The sequence below is a fragment of the Micrococcus sp. FDAARGOS_333 genome, from assembly GCF_002206575.2.
Lineage (GTDB): Bacteria > Actinomycetota > Actinomycetes > Actinomycetales > Micrococcaceae > Micrococcus > Micrococcus lylae.
The window spans coordinates 446,846-468,958 of sequence record NZ_NJFJ02000001.1 but is presented as its reverse complement, the minus strand read 5'-3'; the positions used below and the strand labels follow the sequence as shown (position 1 = coordinate 468,958).

The following is a 22,113-nucleotide window of genomic DNA, read 5'->3' as shown; positions in this document are numbered from 1 at the left end:
TCAGAGCGGGCACGGGCGCCGGCAGACGTGGCCGGGCGTCGGGGCCATGCCGCGCTCACGCCAGGATCTGCCCGTGCACGCCCACGGTGACGTCGCCGCCGATCCAGAGCTCCCCGGCCTCGTCCGCGCTCACCCACACGCGCCCGTCCCTCCCGACGGCGGCACCCTGCCCCGCCTCGAACGGCACCGTCAGCCGGTGGCCGCCGTCCGGCGCGTCCGCGCCGGTGAGCCAGCAGGCCAGGCCGGCGTTCAGGCTGCCGGTCACGGGGTCCTCCCGCACACCCGAGTCCGCGAGCAGGGCGCGGACCTCCAGGGCGACGGCGGCGGTCCGTGCGTCGGTCAGTGCGCACAGTCCGACCTTCACCGCCGAGCCGTCCGCCGACGGCCGTGGGCGGACCCCACGCAGGGTCTCCACGTCCCGCAGCAGCAGGGACAGCCAGCCGGGGCCGTTGTCCGTCCAGCGAGCGGCGACCACATCGTCCCCGTCCAGGCCGGCCACGTGCAGGGCCGCCTCCAGTTCGGCCCCATCAGGCTCCGTGTCCCGCGTGAGGGCGGGCGCACGGAAGGCCAGGCGCAGCGGAGACCCCGCACCACCGGTGAGGCAGCCCTCGGAGGCGACGGGGCCGTCGTCGGGACGCAGGTGCGGGCCGGACTCGACCCGGACCTCCACGAGGCCGGCGGCGCACTCCTGCACCACGACCCCGGGCGTGCGCGGACGGCCGCCGGCCAGCAGCCAGGCCGCGGCGGTCCCGAGCGTGGGATGCCCGGCGAACGGCAGCTCGCCGGTGGGGGTGAGGATGCGGACGCGGTAGTCGGCGGCCGGGTCCGTGGGCGGCAGGACCACGGTGGTCTCGGACAGGTTCGTCCAGGACGCGACCGCCGCCATCCGCTCCTCGGACAGGCCCTCGCCGTCCAGCACCACCGCCAGCGGGTTGCCCGCGAACGGCCCGGCGCCGAACACGTCCACCTGGGTGAACGGTCGGGGCCGGACGCGGCAGTCGTGGGAGGCGGACATCAGCCGTTGAGGATCAGGCTCATCGCCTCGGCCCGGGTGGAGGGGTCGCGCAGCTGGCCGCGGACCGCCGAGGTGACGGTCTTCGCGCCGGGTTTGCGGACACCGCGCATGGACATGCACATGTGCTCGGCCTGGATCACCACGATCGCCCCGCGCGGGTGCAGATGCTCCACGAGCGCCTCCACGATCTGTGTGGTCAGCCGCTCCTGGACCTGAGGGCGGCGTGCGTAGAGCTCCACCAGCCGGGCCAGCTTGGACAGGCCGGTCACCCGGCCCTGCGCGGACGGGATGTACCCGATGTGCGCGGTGCCGTGGAACGGGACGAGGTGGTGCTCGCAGGTCGAGTAGAACGGGATGTCCTTCACCAGCACCAGCTCGTCGTGCGCGATGTCGAACGTCGTGCCCAGCACCTGGTCCGCGGACTGGTGCAGGCCCGCGAAGAACTCCGCGTAGGCCTTCGCCACGCGCTTCGGGGTGTCCTGCAGTCCCTCGCGGTCCGGGTCCTCCCCGATCGCCTCGAGGATCTCGCGGACGGCCCGCTCGATGCGCGGCCGGTCCACGGTGGTCTGCTGCGGGTCGAAGGTGCCCGGCACCCCCGTCACGACGTCGGCTCCGTCACCCCGGCCAGCCGCCTCCCCCTGCGGGGCGTTCCGATGGGGATCCTGGGCGCCCCGGTGGGGATCCTCGGCGTCCCGGTGGGGATCCGGGGAGGTGCCGTGCCAGGCGGAGGTGCCGGCGCCGTCGTCGGGACGCTGCGCCTGCGGCGCCGAGGAGACGAGCACGGGATCCGCGTCCGCCGACGTCACCACCGACTCCTGCGCCGCCGGGTCCCAGACCGCAGGCGACGCGCCGCCGTCCATCCAGTCCTCCGGCCAGGCGTCACGGCCGGCGTGGTCGCGGCCGGGCTGGTTGCTGCCGGCGTGGTCGCGGCCGGGGTGGTTGCTGCCGGCGTGGTCACGGCCGGCGTGGTCACGGCCGGCGTGGTCACGGCCGGCGTGGTCGCGGCCGGGCTGGTCATGGTGGTCAGTGGATCGGGTCATGGCCGGCTCCGGGCAGGTCGGGGCCGCCGTCACCGGGCGCCGAGCCCCGGTCCGGTCCGGCCGTGGTGGGCGGGGCGTCCGGCGCGTGGCCGGGGACGGTGGTCGACTCCACGCCGATCGGCTCCTGCTCGCCGTCTCCGAGGCGCGAACGGCGCTCCTGCGGGGACAGCACCGGGGGCAGATCCTGCTGCGGGCGGTCGTCCGCAGCCAGCCAGACCGGGCGAGGCTCGCGCTTGCGCACGTCCTTGAAGATCTCCGCGACCTCCTCCTGGTTCAGCGTCTCCCGCTCGAGGAGCTCGTAGGCCAGGCGGTCCAGGACGTCCCGATTCTCAGTGAGCACCCAGTGGGCCTCCGCGTGCGCCTGGTCCATCAGCTGACGGACCTCGGCGTCCACGAGGTAGGCGAGCTCCTCCGAGTAGCCGCGGCCAGAGCCTGGGCTGCCGTGGCCGAACGCCTCCGAGTTCTCGCCGCCCAGCTTCACAGCGCCCACCTTGGAGGACATGCCGTACTGGGTGACCATCTTCTGCGCCGTCTCGGTGGCCTTCTGGATGTCGTTCGCGGCGCCGGTGGAGGGGTCGTGGAAGACGATCTCCTCGGCCACCCGGCCGCCCATGGCGTAGGCCAGCTGGTCCAGCAGCTCGTTGCGGGTGATGGAGTACTTGTCGTTCTCCGGGACCACCATCGTGTAGCCGAGCGCCCGGCCGCGGGGCAGGATCGTGATCTTCGTGACCGGCGCCGAATGGCGCAGGCCCGCGGCCACCAGGGCGTGGCCGCCCTCGTGGTAGGCGGTGACCTTGCGCTCGTGCTCGTTCATCAGGCGCGTGCGCTTCTGCGGGCCGGCCATCACGCGGTCCACGGCCTCGTCGAAGGCGGTGGCGTCGATGACGTTGTTGTTCGAACGGGCCGTGAGGAGAGCGGCCTCGTTGATGACGTTCGCCAGGTCTGCACCGGTGAAGCCCGGGGTGCGCTTGGCGATGGTGCGCAGGTCCACATCCAGGGCGATCGGCTTGCCCGTGGCGTGCACCTCGAGGATCTTCGCGCGGCCGTCCAGGTCCGGGGCCTCCACAGGGATCTGCCGATCGAAGCGGCCCGGGCGCAGCAGGGCCGGGTCCAGGACGTCCGGCCGGTTGGTGGCCGCGATCATGATGACGTTGGTGGAGGCGTCGAAGCCGTCCATCTCCACGAGCATCTGGTTCAGGGTCTGCTCGCGCTCGTCATTGCCGCCGCCGATGCCCGCGCCGCGGGAGCGGCCGACCGCATCGATCTCGTCCACGAAGATGATCGCCGGAGCGTTCTGCTTCGCCTGCTCGAACAGGTCACGGACACGCGAGGCGCCCACGCCCACGAACATCTCCACGAAGTCCGAGCCGGAGATGGAGTAGAACGGGACGTTCGCCTCGCCGGCGACGGCCTTGGCGAGCAGGGTCTTGCCGGTGCCGGGAGGGCCGTACAACAAGACGCCCTTCGGGATCTTCGCGCCCACGGCATGGAAGCGCTGCGGCTGGGTCAGGAACTCCTTGATCTCGTGGAGCTCCTCGACGGCCTCGTCCGCGCCGGCGACGTCCTTGAACAGCACGTCCGGGTTGTCCTTGTTGATCAGCTTCGCCCGGGACTTGCCGAACTGCATGACCTTGGAGTTGCCGCCGCCCATGCGGCTCATGAGGAACCAGAACAGGCCCAGGATGATGATGAACGGCAGGACCAGGCCGAGCATGGACAGGAACCAGTTCGAGCGCTCCGGCTCGTCCTGGTAGCCGTCCAGGGAGGACTCGTCGATCGCCGCGACGACGTTCTCGGCGCGCGCCTCCGAGTAGTAGAAGTAGACCTCCTTGCCGAAGTCCTTCCCCTCCTGCTTGTAGTTCTCGCGGAGGGTGAGGTCCACGCGCTGGTCGCCGTCGGAGATGAGGGCCTCGGCAGCCTTGTTCTCCTTCAGGAGCGTCATGCCGACGTTCGTGTCCACCGCCTCGCGCTGCGGCTGCATCACGGAGGGGATCACGAAGCCCAGCACCACCAGAGCGAGCAGGATCCAGAAGAAGGGTCCCTGGAGGAACTTCTTCAGACCCGAAGGCCTGTCCTTCGAGCCGGCGTTCTTGTCCGCCACGTGGCCACGCTCCTGTCCTGAAACACGGCCTGCCGGCCGGGTGCACTGGTCCGGGGGCCTACGTTACCGGCCGGGGCCGACGGGATGCTGGCGGGCGGCGGAGAGTTCGCCGCAGGTGGACAGCGGGCGAGGCGTGGGCGGCGTGGGGACGTGTGGGCGGGGGCGCGGGGGCGGGGGCGCGGGGTGGGGGCGCGGGGGCAGTCTGGCGTCGTCGTCACCGTCGTGGCGGCGTCACCGCCCTTCGCTGTGTGCCACGGGTCGGAATGCCCCTGCTCAGCAGCGCGAGTTCCGACGCAGGGGATACAGACGGCGCGTAACGCTCCTCTCCGTCAGCCCGGCACGCACGTCGTCGTCCCGTCACCGACGTCGGAAGGAGGATCGCTCCCCCGCATGCGGTTATCCACAGATTCCCCGCGGACACCCCACAGCTCCCACGCCTCATCCACGCTGGTGTCGATGAGACACCCCGCCCCGTTCCCCTCCTCCCTGCGCTCCCGCGCCTTCACCCTCAGGGATGCAGAGAAAGCCGGTGTCAGCAAGGAGCGCCTCCGACGCCGGGACGTCCAGCGGATCGGCCGGGGCGTCTACCGCTGGATCGGCCTCGAGGGCGACGGACCCACACCGCCCGGCTCCGCACAGACGGAGAACCCCCCGTCCGGACAGTCCACCACCGGCGTGGACGGCGGCTCACGCCTGTCCGACGAACAGCCCTACACCTGGACCCGTCATCTGGACATGGAGGAGATGAGGCGCCTGGATCACCTCCTCCACCTGCGTGAGAGCGTGGTCCTCTCCCATGTCACCGCCGCCCGGGTCCAGGGACTGTGGCTGCCGGCACGGGTCATGGACGACTCGCGTCTCCATCTCACACGCGATCCGCGCGCCGGCGTCCCCCGCGCCCGGGGGTTCGCAACCCACCGCAGTCGCATCGGTGCCGAGGAACTCGTCGTGAGCCAGCTTCTGGGACGGGAGTGGCAGGTCACCGATCCGACTCGGACGTGGCTGGACATGGCCGCGCTACTGGAGCGCAACGAGCTCATCGCCTTCGGCGACCACCTGGCGCGACGCGCCGTGCGCTTCGACGGAGGCGACGGTGGAGTCTTCTTCCTGTCTCGCCTCACGGCGGCCGTGGAAGGCCGGGCCGGCCGCCGCCACCGGCGGTTGCTCCGCGAGTGCGCCACGCAGATCCGCATCGGAGCAGACTCCCCGAAGGAGACGGAGCTGCGGCTCGCGCTCGTGGACGCCGGCCTTCCAGACCCGGATCTGCAGATCACCGTCGTCGACCGGGAGTTCCATCCGACGTACCCGGCCAGTGCGGATCTCGGATACCGCAGGCAGCTGATCGCCATCCACTACGACGGCAAGCACCACGGCAGGGAGCGGCAGCTGAACAAGGACGTGCTGCGCAACGCCGCCTTCGAGCGCCACGGCTACCGCAACATCGTCGTCACTGCACGGGATGCGGACAACGCCTATGCGCGGGTGATCCGTGAGGTCAGGCGTCTCTGGCCGAGTCCGTGAGCGCAGACGGACGGCGAACGGCTCGGATCGCACCTGCCCACCGTCGAACCATCATGTCGATGACCTGCTGACTGTGTGCCACGGGTCGGAATCGCCGCAGATTCGACCGCTTTTCCGACGCAGCCGATACAGACTCAGAGTAGATGTCCGCGAGACGTGGAGTAGATCACTCCCGCCCCGGCCGGCACCCTCGGCCCGGCCAGCGCACCGCCGCCCCCAACCAGACCCTCGGCCCGGCCAGTGCCCCCAACCAGACCCTCGGCCCGGCCAGCGCACCGCCGCCCCGGCCGGCACCGCCGGCTCAGGAGTACACGTGCGGGGCGAGGGTGCCCACGAAGTCCAGGTTGCGGTACTTCTCGGCGTAGTCGAGCCCATAGCCGACCACGAACTCGTTCGGGATGTCCTTGCCCACGTACTTCACGTCGATCTCGACCTTCATGGCGTCCGGCTTGCGGAGCAGCGTGCAGATCTCCACCGAGTTCGGGTTGCGGGACTCGAGGTTGGTCTTCAGCCAGGACAGCGTGAGGCCGGAGTCGATGATGTCCTCGACGATCAGCACGTCGCGGCCCATCAGGTCCGTGTCCAGGTCCTTGACGATCCGCACGACGCCGGAGGACTTGGTGCCGGAGCCGTAGGAGGAGACGGCCATGAAGTCCAGCTCCACGTGGGACTTCAGCGCGCGGGTGAGGTCGGCGACCACCATGACGGCGCCCTTGAGGACCGCCACGATCAGCAGGTCCTTGCCCTTGTAGTCCTCGTCGATGCGGGCGGCGAGGGACTCGATGGTCTCCTGCACCTCCTCCTTGGTCATGAGAACGTGAAGAAGGTCGTCCCGGACGTCGTTGGCATCCATGCTGAGCCGCTCCTGTAGGGGTGTGTGGTGACAGGTGGGAGGCGTCCGGTCGGGGCGGCCCGGGTGGCGGGCGGGCCTGCGGCGGACGCGTTCAGTCGACCGCGGGGTCGGGGTGGAACTCCAGTCTTGCACATGTGCGCGCGCCCGCGCCCGGGCGCTCTCCGCCTCCGGCGGCTTCCCGACGACGGCGCCTCACCCGGGTGCCCCCGCCCAGTTGCACGGGGCCCGCCGAGGTGCCGCCGCGGCGCGCCTGCGTGACGAGGGCGTCCATCGCCAGGAGGCGTTCGCGGGTGGTGGGCTCGGCCCCGGTCAGGGCGGCGGCGCGGGCGTAGATCCGGTGCCGGACGGCGGCGGGGAGGGCGGCCAGGCCGTCCAGGTCGAGCGCGAGCGGGCGAGGCGACGAGGTGGCGGCCGTGTCCTCCACGTCCCGCCGCAGTCGGGCCAGCTCCCGGCCGGCCCAGGCGTCGAGGGCGGCGGCGTCCTCGGCTGCGATGGCCGCGGAGCGGACGAGCCCGGCGCGCACTCCGGCGCCGAGGCCACGCTCCTCGTCCTCGAGCAGCGGCAGCAGGTGCTCACGCACCCTCACCCGGCGGATGTCGGGTTCGGCGTTCATGGGATCGGTCCACCAGGTCGCGCCCGCCCAGGCGCAGATCGCCTCGGTGTCGGCGCGGGTCAGCCCGAGCAGCGGACGCACCAGCTCCACGCCCCCATCGTCGGCCCCGTCCGTCGTGCCCGCCCCTTCTGCGCCGCCGGCCTGCGTCGCCGGGAGCAGCCGGCGCCGGGCCGGCATCCCGGCCAGGGAACGGGTGCCGGAGCCTCGGGCGAGGGCGAGGAGGACCTGTTCGGCCTGGTCGTCGGCGGTGTGGGCGGTGACCACCAGCCCTGCCCCGGTCCGGCGCGCGGCCTCGGCCAGCGCCGTCATCCGTGCCGCACGGGCGGCGGCCTCGGGGCCGTCGCCGTCGTCCTCGACGCGGACCGTCTCCACGCAGGTCGGTTCCATCCCCAGGCGACGGCACACCTGGGCGGCCGCCGCAGCGACCTCGGCGGATCCCGGCTGCAGCCCGTGGTCCACCACCGCAGCCCCGATCCTGAGTGCGGCGCCCTCCCGCGTACCGATCAAGACGGCGGCCAGCACGGCGAGCGCGAGCGAGTCCGCCCCGCCTGAGACGGCCAGGAGGGCCGGCCGCTGACCTTGAAGGACACCCTTCAGCGCGGCGACCCCGCGATGCACGGCGTCCGGCCAGCGGGTCGGCGGCGGCCACGCACCCAGCGCCGGCGGCTCGGCGCCGCGCCCGGCAGCGCCTCCGTCACCGACCGGCACCCCGGCGGTCCGCCGGTCCACCTCGCCCCCGCCGTTCACCGTGTTCATGCCTCGCGGCGCATGCGGGCGACCCACAGGTCCGGCGCGTGGATCTCGGCCTCGGTGGGCAGCAGCGCGGGGTCGTCCCAGACCACGTTGAACCCGTCCATGCCGAGTTCGGCGACCGCTGCGTCCACGAACCTCTGCCCGTCCGCGTACTGCCGCATCTTGGCGTCCATGCCGATCAGCCGGCGCACGAACCTCTCCAGCGGGCTGCGCCGGTCGCCGCGGGCGTTGAACCGGCGGCGGATGGTCTTCACGGTCTCCACCACCTCGGCGTCCACCGCGTCCATGACCACGTTGGCGTGCCCCTCGAGCAGGGACATCACGGCGGTCAGGTGGGACAGGCGAGCCCGGTCCTCGTCGTCCTGCAGGGCCCCCAGCAGCCCGCCCGGCCTCTCGGCACCGCCCGGCCCCTCGGCACCGCCCGGCCTCTCGGCACCGCCCGGCCTCTCGGCACCACCCTTCCCGACGGCGGCTCCCGCCCCCGTCTGCAGGTCCACCGCGGCCTCCTCCTCGGCGGAGGCGCCCCCGGCGCCGTGCGCCGGGTCCTCCCCCACGGCGGTGACCGCGGGATCGGCCGAGACGCCCGGGCGGCCGGTGGGGCCGTCGTCGTTGTTCCTGCCGGGCAGCGCGGCGGTGAACGCTGCGCGGAGGCGCTCGGGCAGGGAGTCCGACTTGTCGAACAGGGCGGAGGTGAGCTCCGTGGTCTTCTCCTGCAGGTGCGCGGCCAGCCAGTCGGCGGCGGCGAACTGCACGCGGTGGGTCTGCTCGTGCAGGCACACCCAGAGCCGGAAGTCCTCGGGGACCACGTTGATCTCGGCGCGCACGGCGGCCACGTTCGGGGCCACCAGCATGAGGCGTCCGCCGTTGCCGGAGAGGGCGGCGAAGGGGTCGTACTGGCCGAGCACCTTGGAGCCGAGGAACGCGAGGATCGCGCCGAGCTCGGCGCCGGTGGCAGCGGTGGCGACCGGGGTGGTGGAGACGGCGTACTCCTGCGGGCGGGTGGCAGCCAGGTGCGCGAAGGTCGGGGCGAGCAGCGCCTTGAAGGACCGGGTGTTCGCCGTCGCCCAGGTGGCGCGGTCCACGATCAGCACCTGGGAGTCCCGCAGGTCGCGGGCGGCCTCGAGGCCGGTGAGCCGGTGGACGTGCTCCACGGAGTCGTCCGCGGCGCGGCGCAGCCCTTCGGCCTCGGCCTTCGCCTGCCGCGCGGAGAGCCGGGGGCCCGGTGGGACGAGGGCCCCGGCGGTGCGGGCGGCCACGGCCCAGTCGATGGGATCGCGGCGGACGGCGTCGGCGGAGGGGCCGGGGGCGTCGGAGCCGGCCGGGGCGGTGGCGGCGGTGGAATCGGTCATGCGCCCAGTCCACCACACGGCCCCGGTCTCAGGACGCCCTCGGGTCCCCTGTGCAGGGGGCTTCGCTCAGAGCTGGGAGAGCGCGACCACGGCCCGGTCGGTGGCGGCGCGGGCCTCGCCGACCTGGGAGTCGATGCCGGAGAGGACCACGGAGAAGACGAGCACCCGCCCCCGGGGGGTCACCACACGCCCGGTGAGGGACACGGACTCGAGCAGGGTGCCGGTCTTGGCGGCGGCCACGTCCTCCGCCGCGGTGCCCACCAGCCGTTCGGAGAGCGTGGAGTCGCTGCCGGGTCTCGGCAGGCCCTCCAGCGCCGCGCTGAGCAGCGGCATCTCCGCGGACGCGGCGAGGACGCCGGTGAGCGCGGACGCGCTGATGCGGTTCTGCCCGGTGAGACCGCAGGCGTCCTTCAGGTCCATCCCCTCGGTGTCCACGCCGAGGTCCGCCGCCACGTCCGTCATCAGGCCGGCGGCGCCGCGGTGGTCCGGGACGCGGCCGACCGCGTAGGCGGCGTTGCGGGCGAGGGCCTCGGCGAGCTGGTTGTCCGAGTGCGCCAACATGTAGTCCACCTGTTCGCGCAGCGGGGCGGAGCGCACCTCGCCCACGGAGTCGGACTCCTCGACCATCTCGCGCGGGACCGTGGTCTGCGGGACGTCCTCACGGACCTTCAGCTGCAGGTCCGCACCGGACTCGGCGATCTTCTCCTTCAGCACGGACTGGAAGCGCTTCGCGGCGAACTGGGCCGGGTCGGCCACACGTTCCTCGGCGGTGCCGGCCTGCGGGCGGCCGCCGAAGGTCGCCAGGGGCTGGACCCGGGAGATGTACCCCTCCTCCAGCAGGCCCTCGCTCCAGCCGGGGTTCACGCCGTCGCCGGCGTAGAGGCGCAGGTCCAGGGACAGCTCGACCTCCCCGGTGACGCCCTGCTCCTCGAGGCCCTTCACGGTCTGCTCGGCGAGGGTCGCCAGGCCGGCGTGGCCGTCCACACGCTTCTCGTCCGAGGCCCCGGTGCCGAGCATGACGTCACCGCCGCCGACCAGCACCAGCTGCTTCGGGCCGGAGGGCTTCGGGGACGACGACGGCGGCACGCCCTCGCCGTCCGACTCACCCTCCGAGGGGCTCGCCGAGGACGGACTCGGGCTCTGGCTCGGCTCGCCGCTCTTGCTCGGCTCGCCGCTCTCGCTCGGCTCGGACGTGGGGCTCGGGGCCGGGGCGTCGCTCGGCGAGGGGGTCGGCTCCGGAGTCGGTGCGGGGCTCTGCGTCGGTGTGGGCGAAGGCGTCCCGGAGGGGGACGGGCTCGGCTGCCACGTGGACGACGGGCTCGGGGTCCAGGACGAGGAACCCGGGGTCCAGCTCGAGCTGGGCTGGGGCTGCCAGGTGGAGCTCGGGGTCGGCTGCGGCTGCGCGGTGGAGGCCGGCTCCGGCTGCGCGGTGGAGGCCGGCTCCGGCTGCGCGGTGGAGGCCGGCTCCGGCTGGGCGGTCGCCACCGGCGCGGGCTGGGCGGGGGCCGCGGGCTGCCAGGTGCTCGCCGGCTGCGGCTGGGTGTGCACCGCGGAACGGGCCGGGTCCACCAGCACGGTGCGGGTGCGGAACTGCCGTTCGGAGCCCAGGGTGCGCAGCGCGGTGGCGGCGGTGAGCAGCTTCAGCGCGGAGGCCGGGGCGATCCCTGCGTCCTGGTTCTGCCCGTAGAGCTCTTCCCCGGTGACCGCGTCCCGGACGGACACGTGCGCGGTGCCCGGATGCTCGGCGAGCGGCCCGGCCAGGACGGAGGCGACCTCGTCCTCCGTGGGGATCGGCGCGGTGGCCGCATCCTCCGCGATCTGCCGCACCGCCGCCGGGGCCGGGTCACCCTCGAGCGGGCCGATGCCCCCGGGATGGGGCTGGACGATCGGCGACGCGGCCAGCAGCGCGGCCGCCGCCGCGGCGAACAGGGAGGTCTTCACCGGCGGCCCTCGGCCAGCTCGGCGGCCCGGCGCAGCACGGAGGCGAGCGGTCCTTCTCCGGCGGCCTCCGCGGCGGAGGTGAGCTCGGCCGGACGGCCGAGGGAGGCCAGGGCGGAGGCGAGGCGGTCGTGCCCGGGTGCGGTGCCGTCGTCGGCGTTCTGGGAGGAGGTGTGCCGCACCTGGGTGGTGAGGACGGGGTCGGACTCGCGGACCTCGGCGAGGACGGCTGCCTTGTCCTCCTCCTGGATGCGCTCCTCGAGCATGACCAGGCGCGCGTAGACGGCGGGGTTGCCGATCTTGATGCGCTGGGCGTTGGCGAGCTGGGAGAGCATCGGTGCGGAGAGGCCGAGCGTGGCGGCGAGCGTGCGCTGGCTGATGCCGTACTCTTTCAGGACCACGCCGAAGCGCTCGCCCAGAGGGGCGCCGTAGAGGGCGCGCTGCTGTTCTGCGTAGTCCTGTGTGGTGGTCATGCGCTCCATGATCGCAAAGGTGTTTGCAGGTGCGAAACATCGGGTCGGTCACATCGGATGCCGGCAGGGGGTTTGCAACTGCAAAACACTCGTGTATGTTTGCGACTGCGAACACAGGGGCGAACGGGCCCCCCAGACGAGGAGGACGTCATGGACCGCATCCACCGCCGCATCACCGCCGCCGCCACGGGCGCGCTGCTCTCGGCCGCCGTGCTCGCCCCGCCCTCGGCCCTCGCCGAGCAGAAGGACGACGACGGCGCCCGCACCACCCAGCAGCCCGTCGTGGTGGTCATGGACTACTCCGAGTCCATGCTCGAGAAGGACGCCGATGAGAAGGGCACCGCCCGCATCAACGCCGCGAAGACCGCGACCCGCGAGCTGGTGGAGAAGACGCCGGAGGGCGCGCAGCTCGGGATGGTGGCGTTCGGCCACGCGGACCGGAACACCTGCACGAAGATCGAGACGCTGCAGGAGGTCTCCGAGGTGGACAAGGACGCCCTGATGGAGAAGGTGGACGCGCTGGACGCCCAGGGCGGCACCCCGATCGGCAAGTCCCTCCAGCAGGCCGCGGACGAGCTGAAGGGCGTGGAGGACGAGAAGTCGATCATCCTGGTCTCCGACGGCGAACCCACCTGCGACGAGCCGCCCGCCTGCGAGGTGGCGCAGCAGCTGGCCGACGACGGCATCGACCTCACCGTGCATACCATCGGCTTCCGCCTCGAGGGCAACGCCAAGGCCCAGGAGACCCTCGAGTGCATCGCGGAGGCCACCGGCGGCACCTACTCGGACGCCGAGGACGCGGACCAGCTGACGAGCCAGCTGACCCGCCGGGCGCTGGAGGCGTACACCGCCGAGGGCACCCCCGTGCAGGGAGGAGACGGCGTCCGCAGCGCCGCCGCGCTGACCCCGGGACAGTTCGTGGACTCCCTCCCGACCCGTGCCTGGCTCGAGCACCCCACGCGCGAGGAGATGGCCTCCGAGACCTTCGAGGACGTCCGCTTCTACCGCGTCCCGTTCCGTGAGGGATACACCCCGGTGGTCTCGGCGACCCTCGCGACCCCGGTGGAGCACCTGCGCACCGGCGAGGGCTACGGGCTCGCCGTCCGCCCAGTGCCCGCACGCCCGGACGCCGAGGGCAACTGCTTCCCGGACGGCATGGACGGCGGACGGCAGTGGACCATCCAGAACACCGGCGCCGCCAACCCGCACCTGACGTCCCTCTGGTCAGACCGGGAGGAGATGAAGGCCCTGTCCGAGGACGAGGCGCTGCGCGAGGAGTGCCTCGTGGACGGCGAGGACCTGGTGGTGGCGGTCTACCGCATGGAAGACGGAGAGGGCGGGCCGGAGGACGTGCCCCTCGAGCTGACGGTCGGCTACGAGCCCACGGTGGAGAGCTCCGGCGGCGGGGCCGAACTGCCGCCGCCGTCCTTCACCCTGCCCGAGCGCACGGAGGCCGCGGACCTCCCCGGCGGGCTGTCCTTCGGCCGGGCCGAGGACATCGAGTCCGGCAAGACCGTGAAGGGCACCCTGCTGCCCGGTGAGCGCCGCTACTACGCGATCGACGTGCAGGCCGGCCAGACCCTGACGGTCCGCGAGGATCTGCCGGGCGACTCCCAGCGGGCCGGCGGCACCCAGGTCAGCGTCTTCAACCCGCTGCGCGAGGAGATGCCCTTCGCCACAGAGGTCGAGCCGGCCGACGAGGACTTCAGCCTGGACCTCGGGCTGTATCCCAAGGACGGCGGGGCGATGCAGGCCAGCGTGCTCGCCGGGCCGATCGACCCGGAGCTGCGCAGCACCCTGGATCCGGGACGGGAGCACTTCCCGCTCTCCGTGCCGGGCCGGCAGTACATCGTGGTGGCCCGTGAGTTCCAGGAGCAGGCCGGAGGCGAGCTGCCCTTCGAGCTGACCGCCGTGGTGGACGGGGAGCCGCAGGAGACCGATCCGCAGGGCGCCATGGTCCTCACCGCCGCCCAGTGGGACGAGCGCTTCGGCGCGGAGGACGAGTCCTCCGCGGACACGGACGGGTCGAGCGCCGGCGAGGGCTCTTCCGCCGGCTCCACCGAGGGCTCCGCTGAGGAGACCTCCCGCGACGGCTCGCCGGCGGAGGACGCCGGTGCGGAGTCCGACGGCCAGGACGGCTCCGAGCCCTCCGACGACGCCGAGGAGGACGCCCCGGACACCTCCGTGGACGCCACCCCCGAGTCCGCGGCAGGGGGCTCCTCGAACGGCGACGGCGCCGGGTTCCTCCCGTGGGCCCTCGGCGGCGCGGGCGTGGTGGCGCTGGTCGGCGGCCTGCTGCTCGCCGCCCGCCGTCGCGCCTGACGGAGCCGGCCCCACGGCCGGGCCCCGGACCTGACCGCCTGGGTCAGGCTCCGGGGCTCAGTCCTGGACCACGGTCCAGCTGTAGGCGCCGTCGGTCCAGGTGCACATCAGGTGCTGCTCGTCCAGGCCGATCACCTCGGTGCCGTGCTCGGCGGGGATGCATCCCTGCCCTTCGCGCACCGAACTGGTCAAGTTCGGTCGCCCCGTCGAACGCGGGGTCGCCGGCGCGTCGGGGCTCGACTGTCCCGTGGCCGGGGGCATGGACTCGTCGCTGCCCGACGACGGCTCCTCGCCTCCCGAGGACTCCGCGCCCGAGCCGTCGGTCGGCTCGGCGGAGGTCTCGACGTCTGCCGTCGACTCCGAGCTCGCGACCCCGGAGGACGGTTCGGCGGAGGACGGCGCGTCGGTCGCCGGAGCGGTCGAGGACGGCGGCGAGGGCGCCTGGTCCCCGGGGTCGTCCCCTCCTCCGCCGCCGAGGAGCATCACGAGGGCGACGACCACGGCGAGCACCCCGGCGCCCACCAGGCTCCAGGCCAGCAGGGGCGAGCGGCCGCGTCCAGCGGCACCCGGGCCGGAGGCACCGGCCCCGACCGCCGCTGCACGGGCATGCGCGCCCTGGGCCGGGGCTGCCTGGGGCGGGGCTGCCTCGGCGGCGATCGGCCGCGGCGCAGGTGCGGCGCTCGCCTCCACCCGCCCGGGGGCGGACAGGACGCTCGTCGGCCGCTGAGGGGGCAGGTCCACGGTCCGCGTCTCGGTCTCCGGCTCGGCCGGTGCGGGCCCCGGCGCACCGTCCTCCGCTGCCGCACTGCCGAACTCCTCGTCCAGCCCCTCGAGCTGGTCGAACACCTCGAACGGCTCGCCGGAGGCGGTGACGTATCCACCGCCGGGGCCCGCGGCCGCCACCACGGCCAGCCGGGTAGGCGCCTGCGCGGCGGCGCGCACCCTGGCGTCGGGGTCGTCGGCGACCAGTCCGGTCAGCACCTGCCGCAGCCCGGCGTCCTGCACGCCGGCGAGCACCCGTGCGATCTCGCCGACGTCCCGCGGTCGGCAGCCGGGGTCGAGCATGCGCAATGCGGTCACGCCGGCGGCGAAGAAGTCCTGCGCCGGGGCCGGGGCCGCCTCCGTGTAGGCCTCCGGGGGCACGTAGCCGGGCGTGCCGTGCAGGTGCCCGAGGCTGGTGAGGCGGGGGTCGTCGTCGCGCATGGCCAGGCCCATGTCCCCGAGCCGCAGATGGGGCGCGCCGGAGCCGCTGGCGTCGAGCAGCACGTTCGCGGGTTTGACGTCCCGGTGGATCCAGCCGGAGCCGTGCAGCTCGGCCAGCCCGTCCAGCAGCTGCAGCAGCAGCGCGGCGGTCAGCGACTCCCCGAGTGCACCCCAGTCGGAGAGGGCGCCCTCGAGCGACCCGCCGGCCACGAGCGGCATGGCGATGGCCACCTCGTGGTCCTCGGCGGCCCAGCCGTAGGGCGAGGCGAGGTGCGCGTGGTCCACCTGCACACCCTGCTCGCGGACGAAGCGCAGCAGGGAGGCGGAGTCGGCCTGGTCCAGCACCTTGGCGGCACAGCGGCGTCCGATGCGGCGGTCGACCGCCAGCCACACCGTCCCCTGCCCTCCGCGAGCGATCGGGGCGAGCAGCTCGAAACGCCCTGCGATGACCTGACCCATACGTCCCATCATGGCGGATGCCTGCCACTGCGCCGGTACTGTGGTCCCAGACCAACCCCCATTTCCTACCTGAGGAGCGTCATGGAGCACGACGTCACGATCGAGATCCCCGCCGGCTCGCGCGTCAAGTACGAGTTCGACCACGAGACCGGCCGCCTGCGCCTGGACCGCGTGCTGTTCACCCCGATGCAGTACCCGACCCACTACGGCTTCTTCGAGAACACCCTGGGCGAGGACGGCGATCCGCTGGACGCGATGGTGTTCCTGCCGGGCTTCGACCTGCTCCCCGGCGTGGTGGTGGAGGCCCGCCCGGTCGGCGTGTTCAACATGACCGACGACGGCGGCGGCGACGCCAAGATCCTGTGCGTCCCGGCGGACAAGCGCTTCGACCACATCCAGGAGCTCGAGGACATCGACGAGTGGCTGAAGAAGGAGCTGGAGCACTTCTTCACCCGCTACAAGGACCTGGAGCCGGGCAAGTGGGTCAAGGCCGAGGGCTGGGAGGGCCGCGCGGCCGCCGAGGCCGAGCTCGAGGCCTCCATCAAGCGCTTCGAGGCCGCTGGCGAGCACTCCGAGTCGGACGAGCCGCAGGGCCGCGACGTGGACACCGAGGCCGCCGAGCCGGCCACTGAGCAGGAGTGATCCGCGCCTTCTGAGCGCCGCCGGGACCTGTGCTCCCGCCGGTGCTTGACCGACGACGGCCGCTCGCCTTCAACCGAACCGCACCGGAGGGTGCGGGGTCCGGCGGAGGCGGGCGGCCGTCGTCGTGATGTGCGGCGCGTCAGGATGCCGAGCGGGGAAGGCGGCTCTGACCTGGCGTTTCATCTGCAGTCGAGCGGAAGTTCACCGAATCGTCGCCGCAGTGGACGAGAATCCTTCGCGCCTGGTGTTTGCATTTGCGATCACCTGGGGTATGTTTGCAACAGCAAACGCAAGGGAGTGGTCGCCGACGGGGCGGCCGCAGAACACCTGGAGGATCGACATCATGCAGCACCAGGCCAGCGCCGCCGCACAGACCCACCGCACCCGGACCGGGCGTCGTCCGGTCCTCGCCGCCGCGACCACCGCAGGCCTGCTCGGCCTCGCCTCGCTCACCGCCGCCCCCGCACTTGCCGAGCAGCAGAAGGAACAGACCCCGGCCCCGGGCACCTCCCAGCAGCCGGTCGTCGTGGTCATGGACTACTCCGAGTCCATGCTGGAGAAGGACGCCGATGAGAAGGGCACCGCCCGCATCGACGCAGCCAAGGACGCCACCAAAGACCTGATCGAGAAGACCCCCGAGGACGCCAAGCTCGGCATGGTCGCCTTCGGCCACGCGGACCGGAAGACCTGCACGAAGATCGAGACCCTGCAGAAGGTCGAGAAGGTCGACGCGAAGAAGCTGACGAAGAAGGTCGACGCCCTGGACGCCCAGGGCGGCACCCCGATCGGCCAGTCCCTGCAGCACGCCGCGGACGAACTGAAGGACGTCGAGGGCGAGAAGTCCATCGTCCTGGTCTCCGACGGCGAGCCCACCTGTGACGAGCCCCCGGCCTGCGAGATCGCCCAGCAGCTAGCCGAGGACGGCATCGACCTGACCGTGCACACCATCGGCTTCCGCCTGCAGGGCAACACCAAGGCCCAGGAGACCCTCGAGTGCATCGCCGAGGCCACCGGCGGCACCTACTCCTCCGCCGACGACGCCGAGCAGCTCACCGAGACCCTGACCACCCAGACCACCCGCGCCCTGCAGGGCTACCAGACCGCCGGCACCCCCGTGGAAGGCGGCAGAAGCGCCGAGGACGCGCCCCGCATGAGCGCCGGACAGTTCACGGACACCATCGCCACACAGAAGGGCGAAAGCGACGACGGCGACGACTCTGCCGGCCGCCGCTACTACCGGATCCCCTACCACGAGGGCTACACCCCGGTGGTCACAGCCACGGTGGTCAAGGACCGCGAGACCAACGAGATGCTGGGCGGCAGCGACATCTTGATCCGGCCCGTGGACCTGTCCGAGCGCCCCTACGAGACCTGCACCGCGCTGAGGGACGAGGTTGTCCCGTCGCGCGGCAAGGGCCTGCACGCGACCGTGCACTGGTTCGAGCATGACGCCTTCAGCAAGGAGCTGAGCGAGGAGACCCGGGACAACTGCCTGACCAAGGACGACGAGGTGGTCGTCGAGGTCATGCACGCCGCCGACACCGCCTCGGACGAGGAGATCCCCCTGGAGCTGATGGTGGCCTACGCCAAGCAGGAGAAGGCCTCCGGCTCCCCGGCACCGAGCCCGAAGTTCAAGGACGTCAAGACCGCCAAGGCAGAGCAGGTCGCCGGCGGCGGCTCCTTCAACGACGCCACACCGATCGAGTCCGGACAGACCATCACCGACACGCTGGTCCCCGGCGAGGCGAAGTACTTCAAGATCGACGCCGCGACCAACCAGACCCTGGCCGCCCGAGTGGACATCACCTCGGACGCAGAGGACAACCTCATGATCTGGGCCCTCGCCTACAACCCGCTGCGTGAGCACATGTCCTTCACGTCCGACCCCGACGCTGGGGGAAGCGGAGTGAACGGCACCGGCGACCTGTCGATCATCGGCCCCGGAGAGGGCTCGTACGCCAACGGCGTGCTGGAGGAGCACATCCACCCGAACCGACGGATCTCCAGCGGCGGGGCCGAGGCCTACTCCGTCCCCGGGGGCCAGTACATCAAGGTCCAGCGGGAGTACGACCCCTCTGCCGCAGACGTCCCCCAGTCCTTCGAGCTGGCCGTGGACGTGCGCGGTGAGGCCGAGGAGGAGGCCGGCGAGTTCATCACCACCAGCGCCGAGTACACCGAGGCGTTCGGCGAGGACAGCGACACCGGGCGCGAGGAAGGCGCCGACCGCGAGGACGAGACCGACCGTGAGGAGGACGCCGAGCGGGAACAGGACGCCGAGCGGGAGGACGACACCAACCGCGAGGACGCGGACGAGTCGGAAAACACCGACCGTGAGGACGACGCCGAGTCCTCGGACCTCTCGGACGAGGCAGAGGAGAGCGCTGAGTCCTCGGACGAGGCGGAGGAGACCGACGAATCCGAGCCGTCCCCGTCCGAGGCGGGAGGATCCGAGGACGGCGAGGAGCCGTCGTCGGGAACCGATGAGCAGAAGGACAAGGACACCGAGGCGGACGTGCAGGCGGCCGAGTCCCAGGACTCCGGCGGCATCGGTGGGATCCTGCCGTGGGCCATCGGCGGGCTCGGCGTGATCGCCCTGGCCGGCGGAGGCATCATCCTGGCCGGCCGGCGCGGCGCCTGACAGCACCCCCGGCAACGACCGCCCGGCCCCACACCGTCCACTGTGGGGCCGGGCGGTCGTCTGCGTGGGGCAGACGGCCGGGTTCCCCGGCGGGAGTCGAGCCGGCTGGCAGGATGGAGGGCATGTACGTCCTGACCGTGAACCAGCGTGACTCCCGCGAGGTCGGAGACATGGTGGACGAGCTGATCCGCCGGCTCCGCCACGTGGACACCCTGCTGCCGTTCCAGCGCTCCGTGGGGGACGAGCTGATCGGCGTGGTCGCGGACCCGCACACTGCCGTGGACGTGGCGCTGCGGGCGGTGCGGGAGCGGCGCTGGAACGTCGGCGTGGGGGTCGGACCGCTGCTGGCCGCAGACGGCACCCCGGGTCTTCCGGACTCACAGGACCTCGAGGACGTCACCGGCCCGGGCCTGGTGGCCGCCCGCCAGGCGGTGGAGGCCGCCGCCCACGGCCAGCGCATCCCGGTGGCCGTGTCAGCCCGGAACGCGGAGGCCGCGGCCGAGGCCGAGGCCGTGCTGCGGCTGATCGGTCAGCTGGTGTGGACCCGCACGGACGCCGAGTGGCGCGTGCTGGACCTGATGGTCCCCGGTGTGCGCGGTCAGCAGAAGCTCGTGGCCGCCGAGCTGGGCATCACCACCCAGGCCGTCTCCCAGGCCGTGCAGCGCTCCTTCTGGACAGAGGAGCACGCCTGCCGGCCGGCCGCCGCCCGCCTGCTCGCGCTCGCGGACGAGGTCGCCCTGCCGGAGGCGGGCTGAGGTGCCGGGGCGGATGTGGGAGCCGGCGGCCGTCTGACCCCCGAGGGGCGCTCTCGACCGGCCCGGGTCCCGGTCGGACGTGTTCCGAGCGAACGTCTTCCGCGCGGTAGCCCGACGGTCTCCCGAACGAAAGTGCCCGGGGACTCGACTGTTTCCCGCACGAAAGTGCCCGGGGACTCGACTGTTTCCCGAACGAAAACGTCCGGGTGGGGTTCAGAGGAGGGAGTCGAGGACGTCGGCCAGGCCGTCGTCGTCCACGTGGCCGGTGACCTCGTCCGCGGCGGCCACGACCTCCTCGGGTGCCTGACCCATGGCCACGCCGCGGCCGGCCCAGCGGAGCATCTCCACGTCATTGCGGCCGTCGCCCACCGCCACGGTGTCCTCCTGGGACACGCCCAGCACGGTGCGCAGCGCTTCCAGCCCGGAGGCCTTGGTGACGCCGGCGGCGGCGATGTCCAGCCAGGCGGTCCAGCCCACCGAGTAGGCCACCCCGGACAGGCCGATGCCCTCCACTGCCCGGCCGAACTCCTCTGCGGAGGAGTCCGTGGAGAACACCACCAGGCGCACGGCCGTCTGATCCAGCAGCCGGTCGAAGGGGACCCCCTCGGAGCGCACACCGAAGGACATGTCCTGGAACCGCTCGGTGCCGAGGAACGAGCCGTCCGGCAGCTCGATCGCGTACTTGGACGCGGGCAGGCGCTCCCGCAGCCTCCGCAGCACAGAGCGCGGATCGAATGTGCGCAGGTCCGTGACCTCGTAGCCCTCCTCCAGCTCCGGATCCAGGCGCAGGGTGACGCCGCCGTTGGAGCACACCACGTAGCCACGGTCGATGCCGAGCGTCTCGGCCACCGGGAGGGTGGCGCCGCGGGAGCGGCCGGTCGCGATCACCACGTGGTGGCCAGCGGCCACCACGGCCTTCGCGGACTCCCGCACGCGGTCATGCATCCGCCCGTCATGGTCCACGAGCGTTCCGTCCACATCCAGGCACACCATCTTCGTGATCATGTCCCCCATCCAATCAGGTCCGGCGGACAGCACGCCGCTCGCGGCGGAAGCGCCGGTGGCGCACCGGTGAACTCTGCGGGACACGCCGGCTCGACGCGGGCTCAGACGAGCTCGAACCGCTCCATCCCGCCCAGGTACGGACGCAGGGCCTCCGGGACGGTCACGGAGCCGTCCTGGTTCTGGTGGTTCTCCAGGATCGCCACGATCCAGCGGGTGGTGGCCAGGGTGCCGTTGAGGGTGGCGACCATGCGGGTGCCGCCCTTGGAACCGTCATCCTTCACCACACGCTCGCGGGTGTTCAGGCGGCGGGCCTGGAAGGTGGTGCAGTTGGAGGTGGAGGTCAGCTCGCGGTAGGTGCCCTGGGTGGGGACCCAGGCCTCGCAGTCGAACTTGCGGGCGGCGGAGAGGCCGAGGTCGCCGGCGGCGGTGTCGATCACGCGGTAGGGGACCTCGATCTTCGCGAGCATCTGCTCCTCCCACTCGAGGAGCCGCTGATGCTCGGCCTCGGCCTCCTCCACGGTGGTGTAGACGAACATCTCCAGTTTGTTGAACTGGTGGACGCGGATGATGCCGCGGGTGTCCTTGCCCGCGGAGCCGGCCTCGCGGCGGTAGCAGGTGGACCAGCCGGCGTAGCGGATCGGGCCGTCGGAGAGGTCGAGGATCTCGTCCGCGTGGTAGCCGGCCAGGGCCACCTCGGAGGTGCCGACCAGGTACAGGTCGTCGCGCTCGAGACGGTAGATCTCATCGTCGTGCTGGACGTCGAAGCCGGTGCCCTGCATGGTCTCCGGACGCACGAGGGTCGGCGGGATGACCATGGTGAAGCCGTGCTCGACCGCCAGGTCCAGGCCCATCTGCATCAGGGCCAGCTCCAGCCGCGCCACCACGCCCTTGAGGAAGGAGAACCGGGCGCCGGAGACCTTGGCGCCACGCTCCATGTCGATGCCGCCGATCAGCTCGCCGATCTCCAGGTGGTCGCGGGGCTCGAAGCCCTCCGCGGCGAAGTCGCGCGGGGTGCCGACCTCCTTGAGCACGGCGAAGTCGTCCTCGCCGCCGGACGGGATGCCCTCCACGATCAGGTTCGGGAAGGAACGCTGTTCCTCGGCCAGAGCGGCCTCGGCCTCGCCGGCGGCGGCCTCGGCGGCCTTCACCTGGGCGGCCAGCTCCTTCACCTCGGCCAGCAGGGCCTGCTTCTGATCGCCCTGCGCCTGCGCGACCTTCTTGCCGAAGGACTTCTGCTCGGCACGCAGCTCCTCGTACCTCGCGATGGAGGCGCGGCGGGAGCTGTCCGCCTCGATCATGCGGTCCACGGCTGCAGCGTCCGCCCCGCGGGCTTCCTGGGAGGCGCGGTACTGGTCCGGGTTCTCGATGAGGTGCTTGACGTCGATCACCCCTCCAGACTAGCGGTGGCCGGGCAGGACACCCTGCCCACAGCA

Annotated in this window: 16 protein-coding genes; 5 read left to right on the top strand and 11 right to left on the bottom strand. The window is 72.5% G+C overall.

The genetic code is table 11. The annotated features are described in order from the left end of the window. Positions 1–55: 55 nt before the first annotated feature. The 3 genes from CEQ11_RS02175 to ftsH all read right to left on the bottom strand — a co-directional run bounded on the left by CEQ11_RS02175 (position 56) and on the right by ftsH (position 4,114). Positions 56–1,015 carry a PhzF family phenazine biosynthesis protein gene (locus CEQ11_RS02175; RefSeq protein WP_088477609.1) on the bottom strand — a complete coding sequence of 320 codons (960 nt, stop codon included), beginning with the start codon at positions 1,013–1,015 and terminating at the stop codon, positions 56–58. Then, entirely contained in the window at positions 1,015–1,617 is a 603-nt protein-coding gene (folE, locus tag CEQ11_RS02170; protein WP_067190102.1) for a GTP cyclohydrolase I FolE, read from the bottom strand. The genes CEQ11_RS02175 and folE overlap by 1 nt, the downstream gene beginning before the upstream one ends. 421 nt (positions 1,618–2,038) lie before the next feature. Continuing rightward, a complete protein-coding gene (gene ftsH / locus CEQ11_RS02160) occupies positions 2,039–4,114 on the bottom strand; it encodes an ATP-dependent zinc metalloprotease FtsH (protein ID WP_227718885.1) in 2,076 nt (691 codons plus the stop codon). Positions 4,115–4,612: 498 nt separating this feature from the next. Between ftsH and CEQ11_RS02155 the strand changes: the two genes are divergently transcribed. Continuing rightward, positions 4,613–5,677 carry a type IV toxin-antitoxin system AbiEi family antitoxin domain-containing protein gene (locus CEQ11_RS02155; RefSeq protein WP_088477607.1) on the top strand — a complete coding sequence of 355 codons (1,065 nt, stop codon included), beginning with the start codon at positions 4,613–4,615 and terminating at the stop codon, positions 5,675–5,677. Positions 5,678–5,978: 301 nt separating this feature from the next. On the opposite strand, the gene hpt is transcribed toward CEQ11_RS02155, so the two are convergent. The 5 genes from hpt to CEQ11_RS02130 form a co-directional block, all read right to left on the bottom strand. Continuing rightward, positions 5,979–6,530 (bottom strand): hypoxanthine phosphoribosyltransferase, encoded by a 552-nt coding sequence (gene hpt, locus CEQ11_RS02150; RefSeq protein WP_067190043.1) that lies wholly within the window; start codon positions 6,528–6,530, stop codon positions 5,979–5,981. Between the two features lie 91 nt (positions 6,531–6,621). After that, the gene (gene tilS / locus CEQ11_RS02145) at positions 6,622–7,899 is read right to left on the bottom strand and encodes a tRNA lysidine(34) synthetase TilS (protein ID WP_088477606.1); all 1,278 of its coding nucleotides are present in this window, start codon (positions 7,897–7,899) and stop codon (positions 6,622–6,624) included. Next, entirely contained in the window at positions 7,896–9,245 is a 1,350-nt protein-coding gene (locus CEQ11_RS02140; RefSeq protein WP_088477605.1) for a zinc-dependent metalloprotease, read from the bottom strand. Before CEQ11_RS02140 ends, tilS begins: the two co-directional genes overlap by 4 nt. A gap of 66 nt (positions 9,246–9,311) precedes the next feature. Next, a complete protein-coding gene (locus CEQ11_RS02135) occupies positions 9,312–11,186 on the bottom strand; it encodes a D-alanyl-D-alanine carboxypeptidase (RefSeq protein ID WP_102957471.1) in 1,875 nt (624 codons plus the stop codon). After that, positions 11,183–11,656 carry a DNA-binding protein gene (locus CEQ11_RS02130; protein WP_088477603.1) on the bottom strand — a complete coding sequence of 158 codons (474 nt, stop codon included), beginning with the start codon at positions 11,654–11,656 and terminating at the stop codon, positions 11,183–11,185. The genes CEQ11_RS02135 and CEQ11_RS02130 overlap by 4 nt, the downstream gene beginning before the upstream one ends. Positions 11,657–11,806: 150 nt before the next feature. On the opposite strand from CEQ11_RS02130, the gene CEQ11_RS02125 reads away from it, so the two are divergent. Further along, positions 11,807–13,978, top strand: a complete 2,172-nt coding sequence (locus CEQ11_RS02125; RefSeq protein WP_193762971.1) for a VWA domain-containing protein — start codon at positions 11,807–11,809, stop codon at positions 13,976–13,978. 57 nt (positions 13,979–14,035) lie between these two features. Here the strand turns inward: CEQ11_RS02125 and CEQ11_RS02120 are convergent, their stop codons facing one another. Further along, complete coding sequence (locus tag CEQ11_RS02120) at positions 14,036–15,652, bottom strand: serine/threonine-protein kinase (RefSeq protein ID WP_088477601.1); 1,617 nt, start codon at positions 15,650–15,652, stop codon at positions 14,036–14,038. Positions 15,653–15,721: 69 nt separating this feature from the next. On the opposite strand from CEQ11_RS02120, the gene CEQ11_RS02115 reads away from it, so the two are divergent. The 3 genes from CEQ11_RS02115 (at position 15,722) to CEQ11_RS02105 (ending at position 19,675) form a co-directional block, all read left to right on the top strand. Continuing rightward, positions 15,722–16,282, top strand: coding sequence for an inorganic diphosphatase (locus CEQ11_RS02115; protein ID WP_088477600.1), 561 nt, complete (start codon positions 15,722–15,724; stop codon positions 16,280–16,282). Positions 16,283–16,625: 343 nt separating this feature from the next. After that, positions 16,626–18,920 (top strand): VWA domain-containing protein, encoded by a 2,295-nt coding sequence (locus CEQ11_RS02110; protein ID WP_193762970.1) that lies wholly within the window; start codon positions 16,626–16,628, stop codon positions 18,918–18,920. Positions 18,921–19,042: 122 nt separating this feature from the next. Further along, positions 19,043–19,675 carry a hypothetical protein gene (locus tag CEQ11_RS02105; protein WP_067191712.1) on the top strand — a complete coding sequence of 211 codons (633 nt, stop codon included), beginning with the start codon at positions 19,043–19,045 and terminating at the stop codon, positions 19,673–19,675. 213 nt (positions 19,676–19,888) lie between these two features. Here the strand turns inward: CEQ11_RS02105 and CEQ11_RS02100 are convergent, their stop codons facing one another. Continuing rightward, positions 19,889–20,680 carry a Cof-type HAD-IIB family hydrolase gene (locus tag CEQ11_RS02100; protein WP_067191710.1) on the bottom strand — a complete coding sequence of 264 codons (792 nt, stop codon included), beginning with the start codon at positions 20,678–20,680 and terminating at the stop codon, positions 19,889–19,891. Positions 20,681–20,781: 101 nt separating this feature from the next. After that, complete coding sequence (gene serS / locus CEQ11_RS02095; RefSeq protein ID WP_088477598.1) at positions 20,782–22,068, bottom strand: serine--tRNA ligase; 1,287 nt, start codon at positions 22,066–22,068, stop codon at positions 20,782–20,784. Positions 22,069–22,113 lie beyond the last annotated feature (45 nt).

What these genes read in the sequence shown, in the direction of transcription:
- CEQ11_RS02175 (WP_088477609.1), bottom strand. Translation starts at nt 1,015, where the DNA reads ATGTCCGCCTCCCACGACTGCCGCGTCCGGCCCCGACCGTTCACCCAG.
- CEQ11_RS02155 (WP_088477607.1), top strand. Translation starts at nt 4,613, where the DNA reads ATGAGACACCCCGCCCCGTTCCCCTCCTCCCTGCGCTCCCGCGCCTTC.
- hpt (WP_067190043.1), bottom strand. Translation starts at nt 6,530, where the DNA reads ATGGATGCCAACGACGTCCGGGACGACCTTCTTCACGTTCTCATGACC.
- tilS (WP_088477606.1), bottom strand. Translation starts at nt 7,899, where the DNA reads ATGAACACGGTGAACGGCGGGGGCGAGGTGGACCGGCGGACCGCCGGG.
- CEQ11_RS02140 (WP_088477605.1), bottom strand. Translation starts at nt 9,245, where the DNA reads ATGACCGATTCCACCGCCGCCACCGCCCCGGCCGGCTCCGACGCCCCC.
- CEQ11_RS02130 (WP_088477603.1), bottom strand. Translation starts at nt 11,656, where the DNA reads ATGACCACCACACAGGACTACGCAGAACAGCAGCGCGCCCTCTACGGC.
- CEQ11_RS02125 (WP_193762971.1), top strand. Translation starts at nt 11,807, where the DNA reads ATGGACCGCATCCACCGCCGCATCACCGCCGCCGCCACGGGCGCGCTG.
- CEQ11_RS02120 (WP_088477601.1), bottom strand. Translation starts at nt 15,652, where the DNA reads ATGATGGGACGTATGGGTCAGGTCATCGCAGGGCGTTTCGAGCTGCTC.
- CEQ11_RS02115 (WP_088477600.1), top strand. Translation starts at nt 15,722, where the DNA reads ATGGAGCACGACGTCACGATCGAGATCCCCGCCGGCTCGCGCGTCAAG.
- CEQ11_RS02110 (WP_193762970.1), top strand. Translation starts at nt 16,626, where the DNA reads ATGCAGCACCAGGCCAGCGCCGCCGCACAGACCCACCGCACCCGGACC.
- CEQ11_RS02105 (WP_067191712.1), top strand. Translation starts at nt 19,043, where the DNA reads ATGTACGTCCTGACCGTGAACCAGCGTGACTCCCGCGAGGTCGGAGAC.
- CEQ11_RS02100 (WP_067191710.1), bottom strand. Translation starts at nt 20,680, where the DNA reads ATGATCACGAAGATGGTGTGCCTGGATGTGGACGGAACGCTCGTGGAC.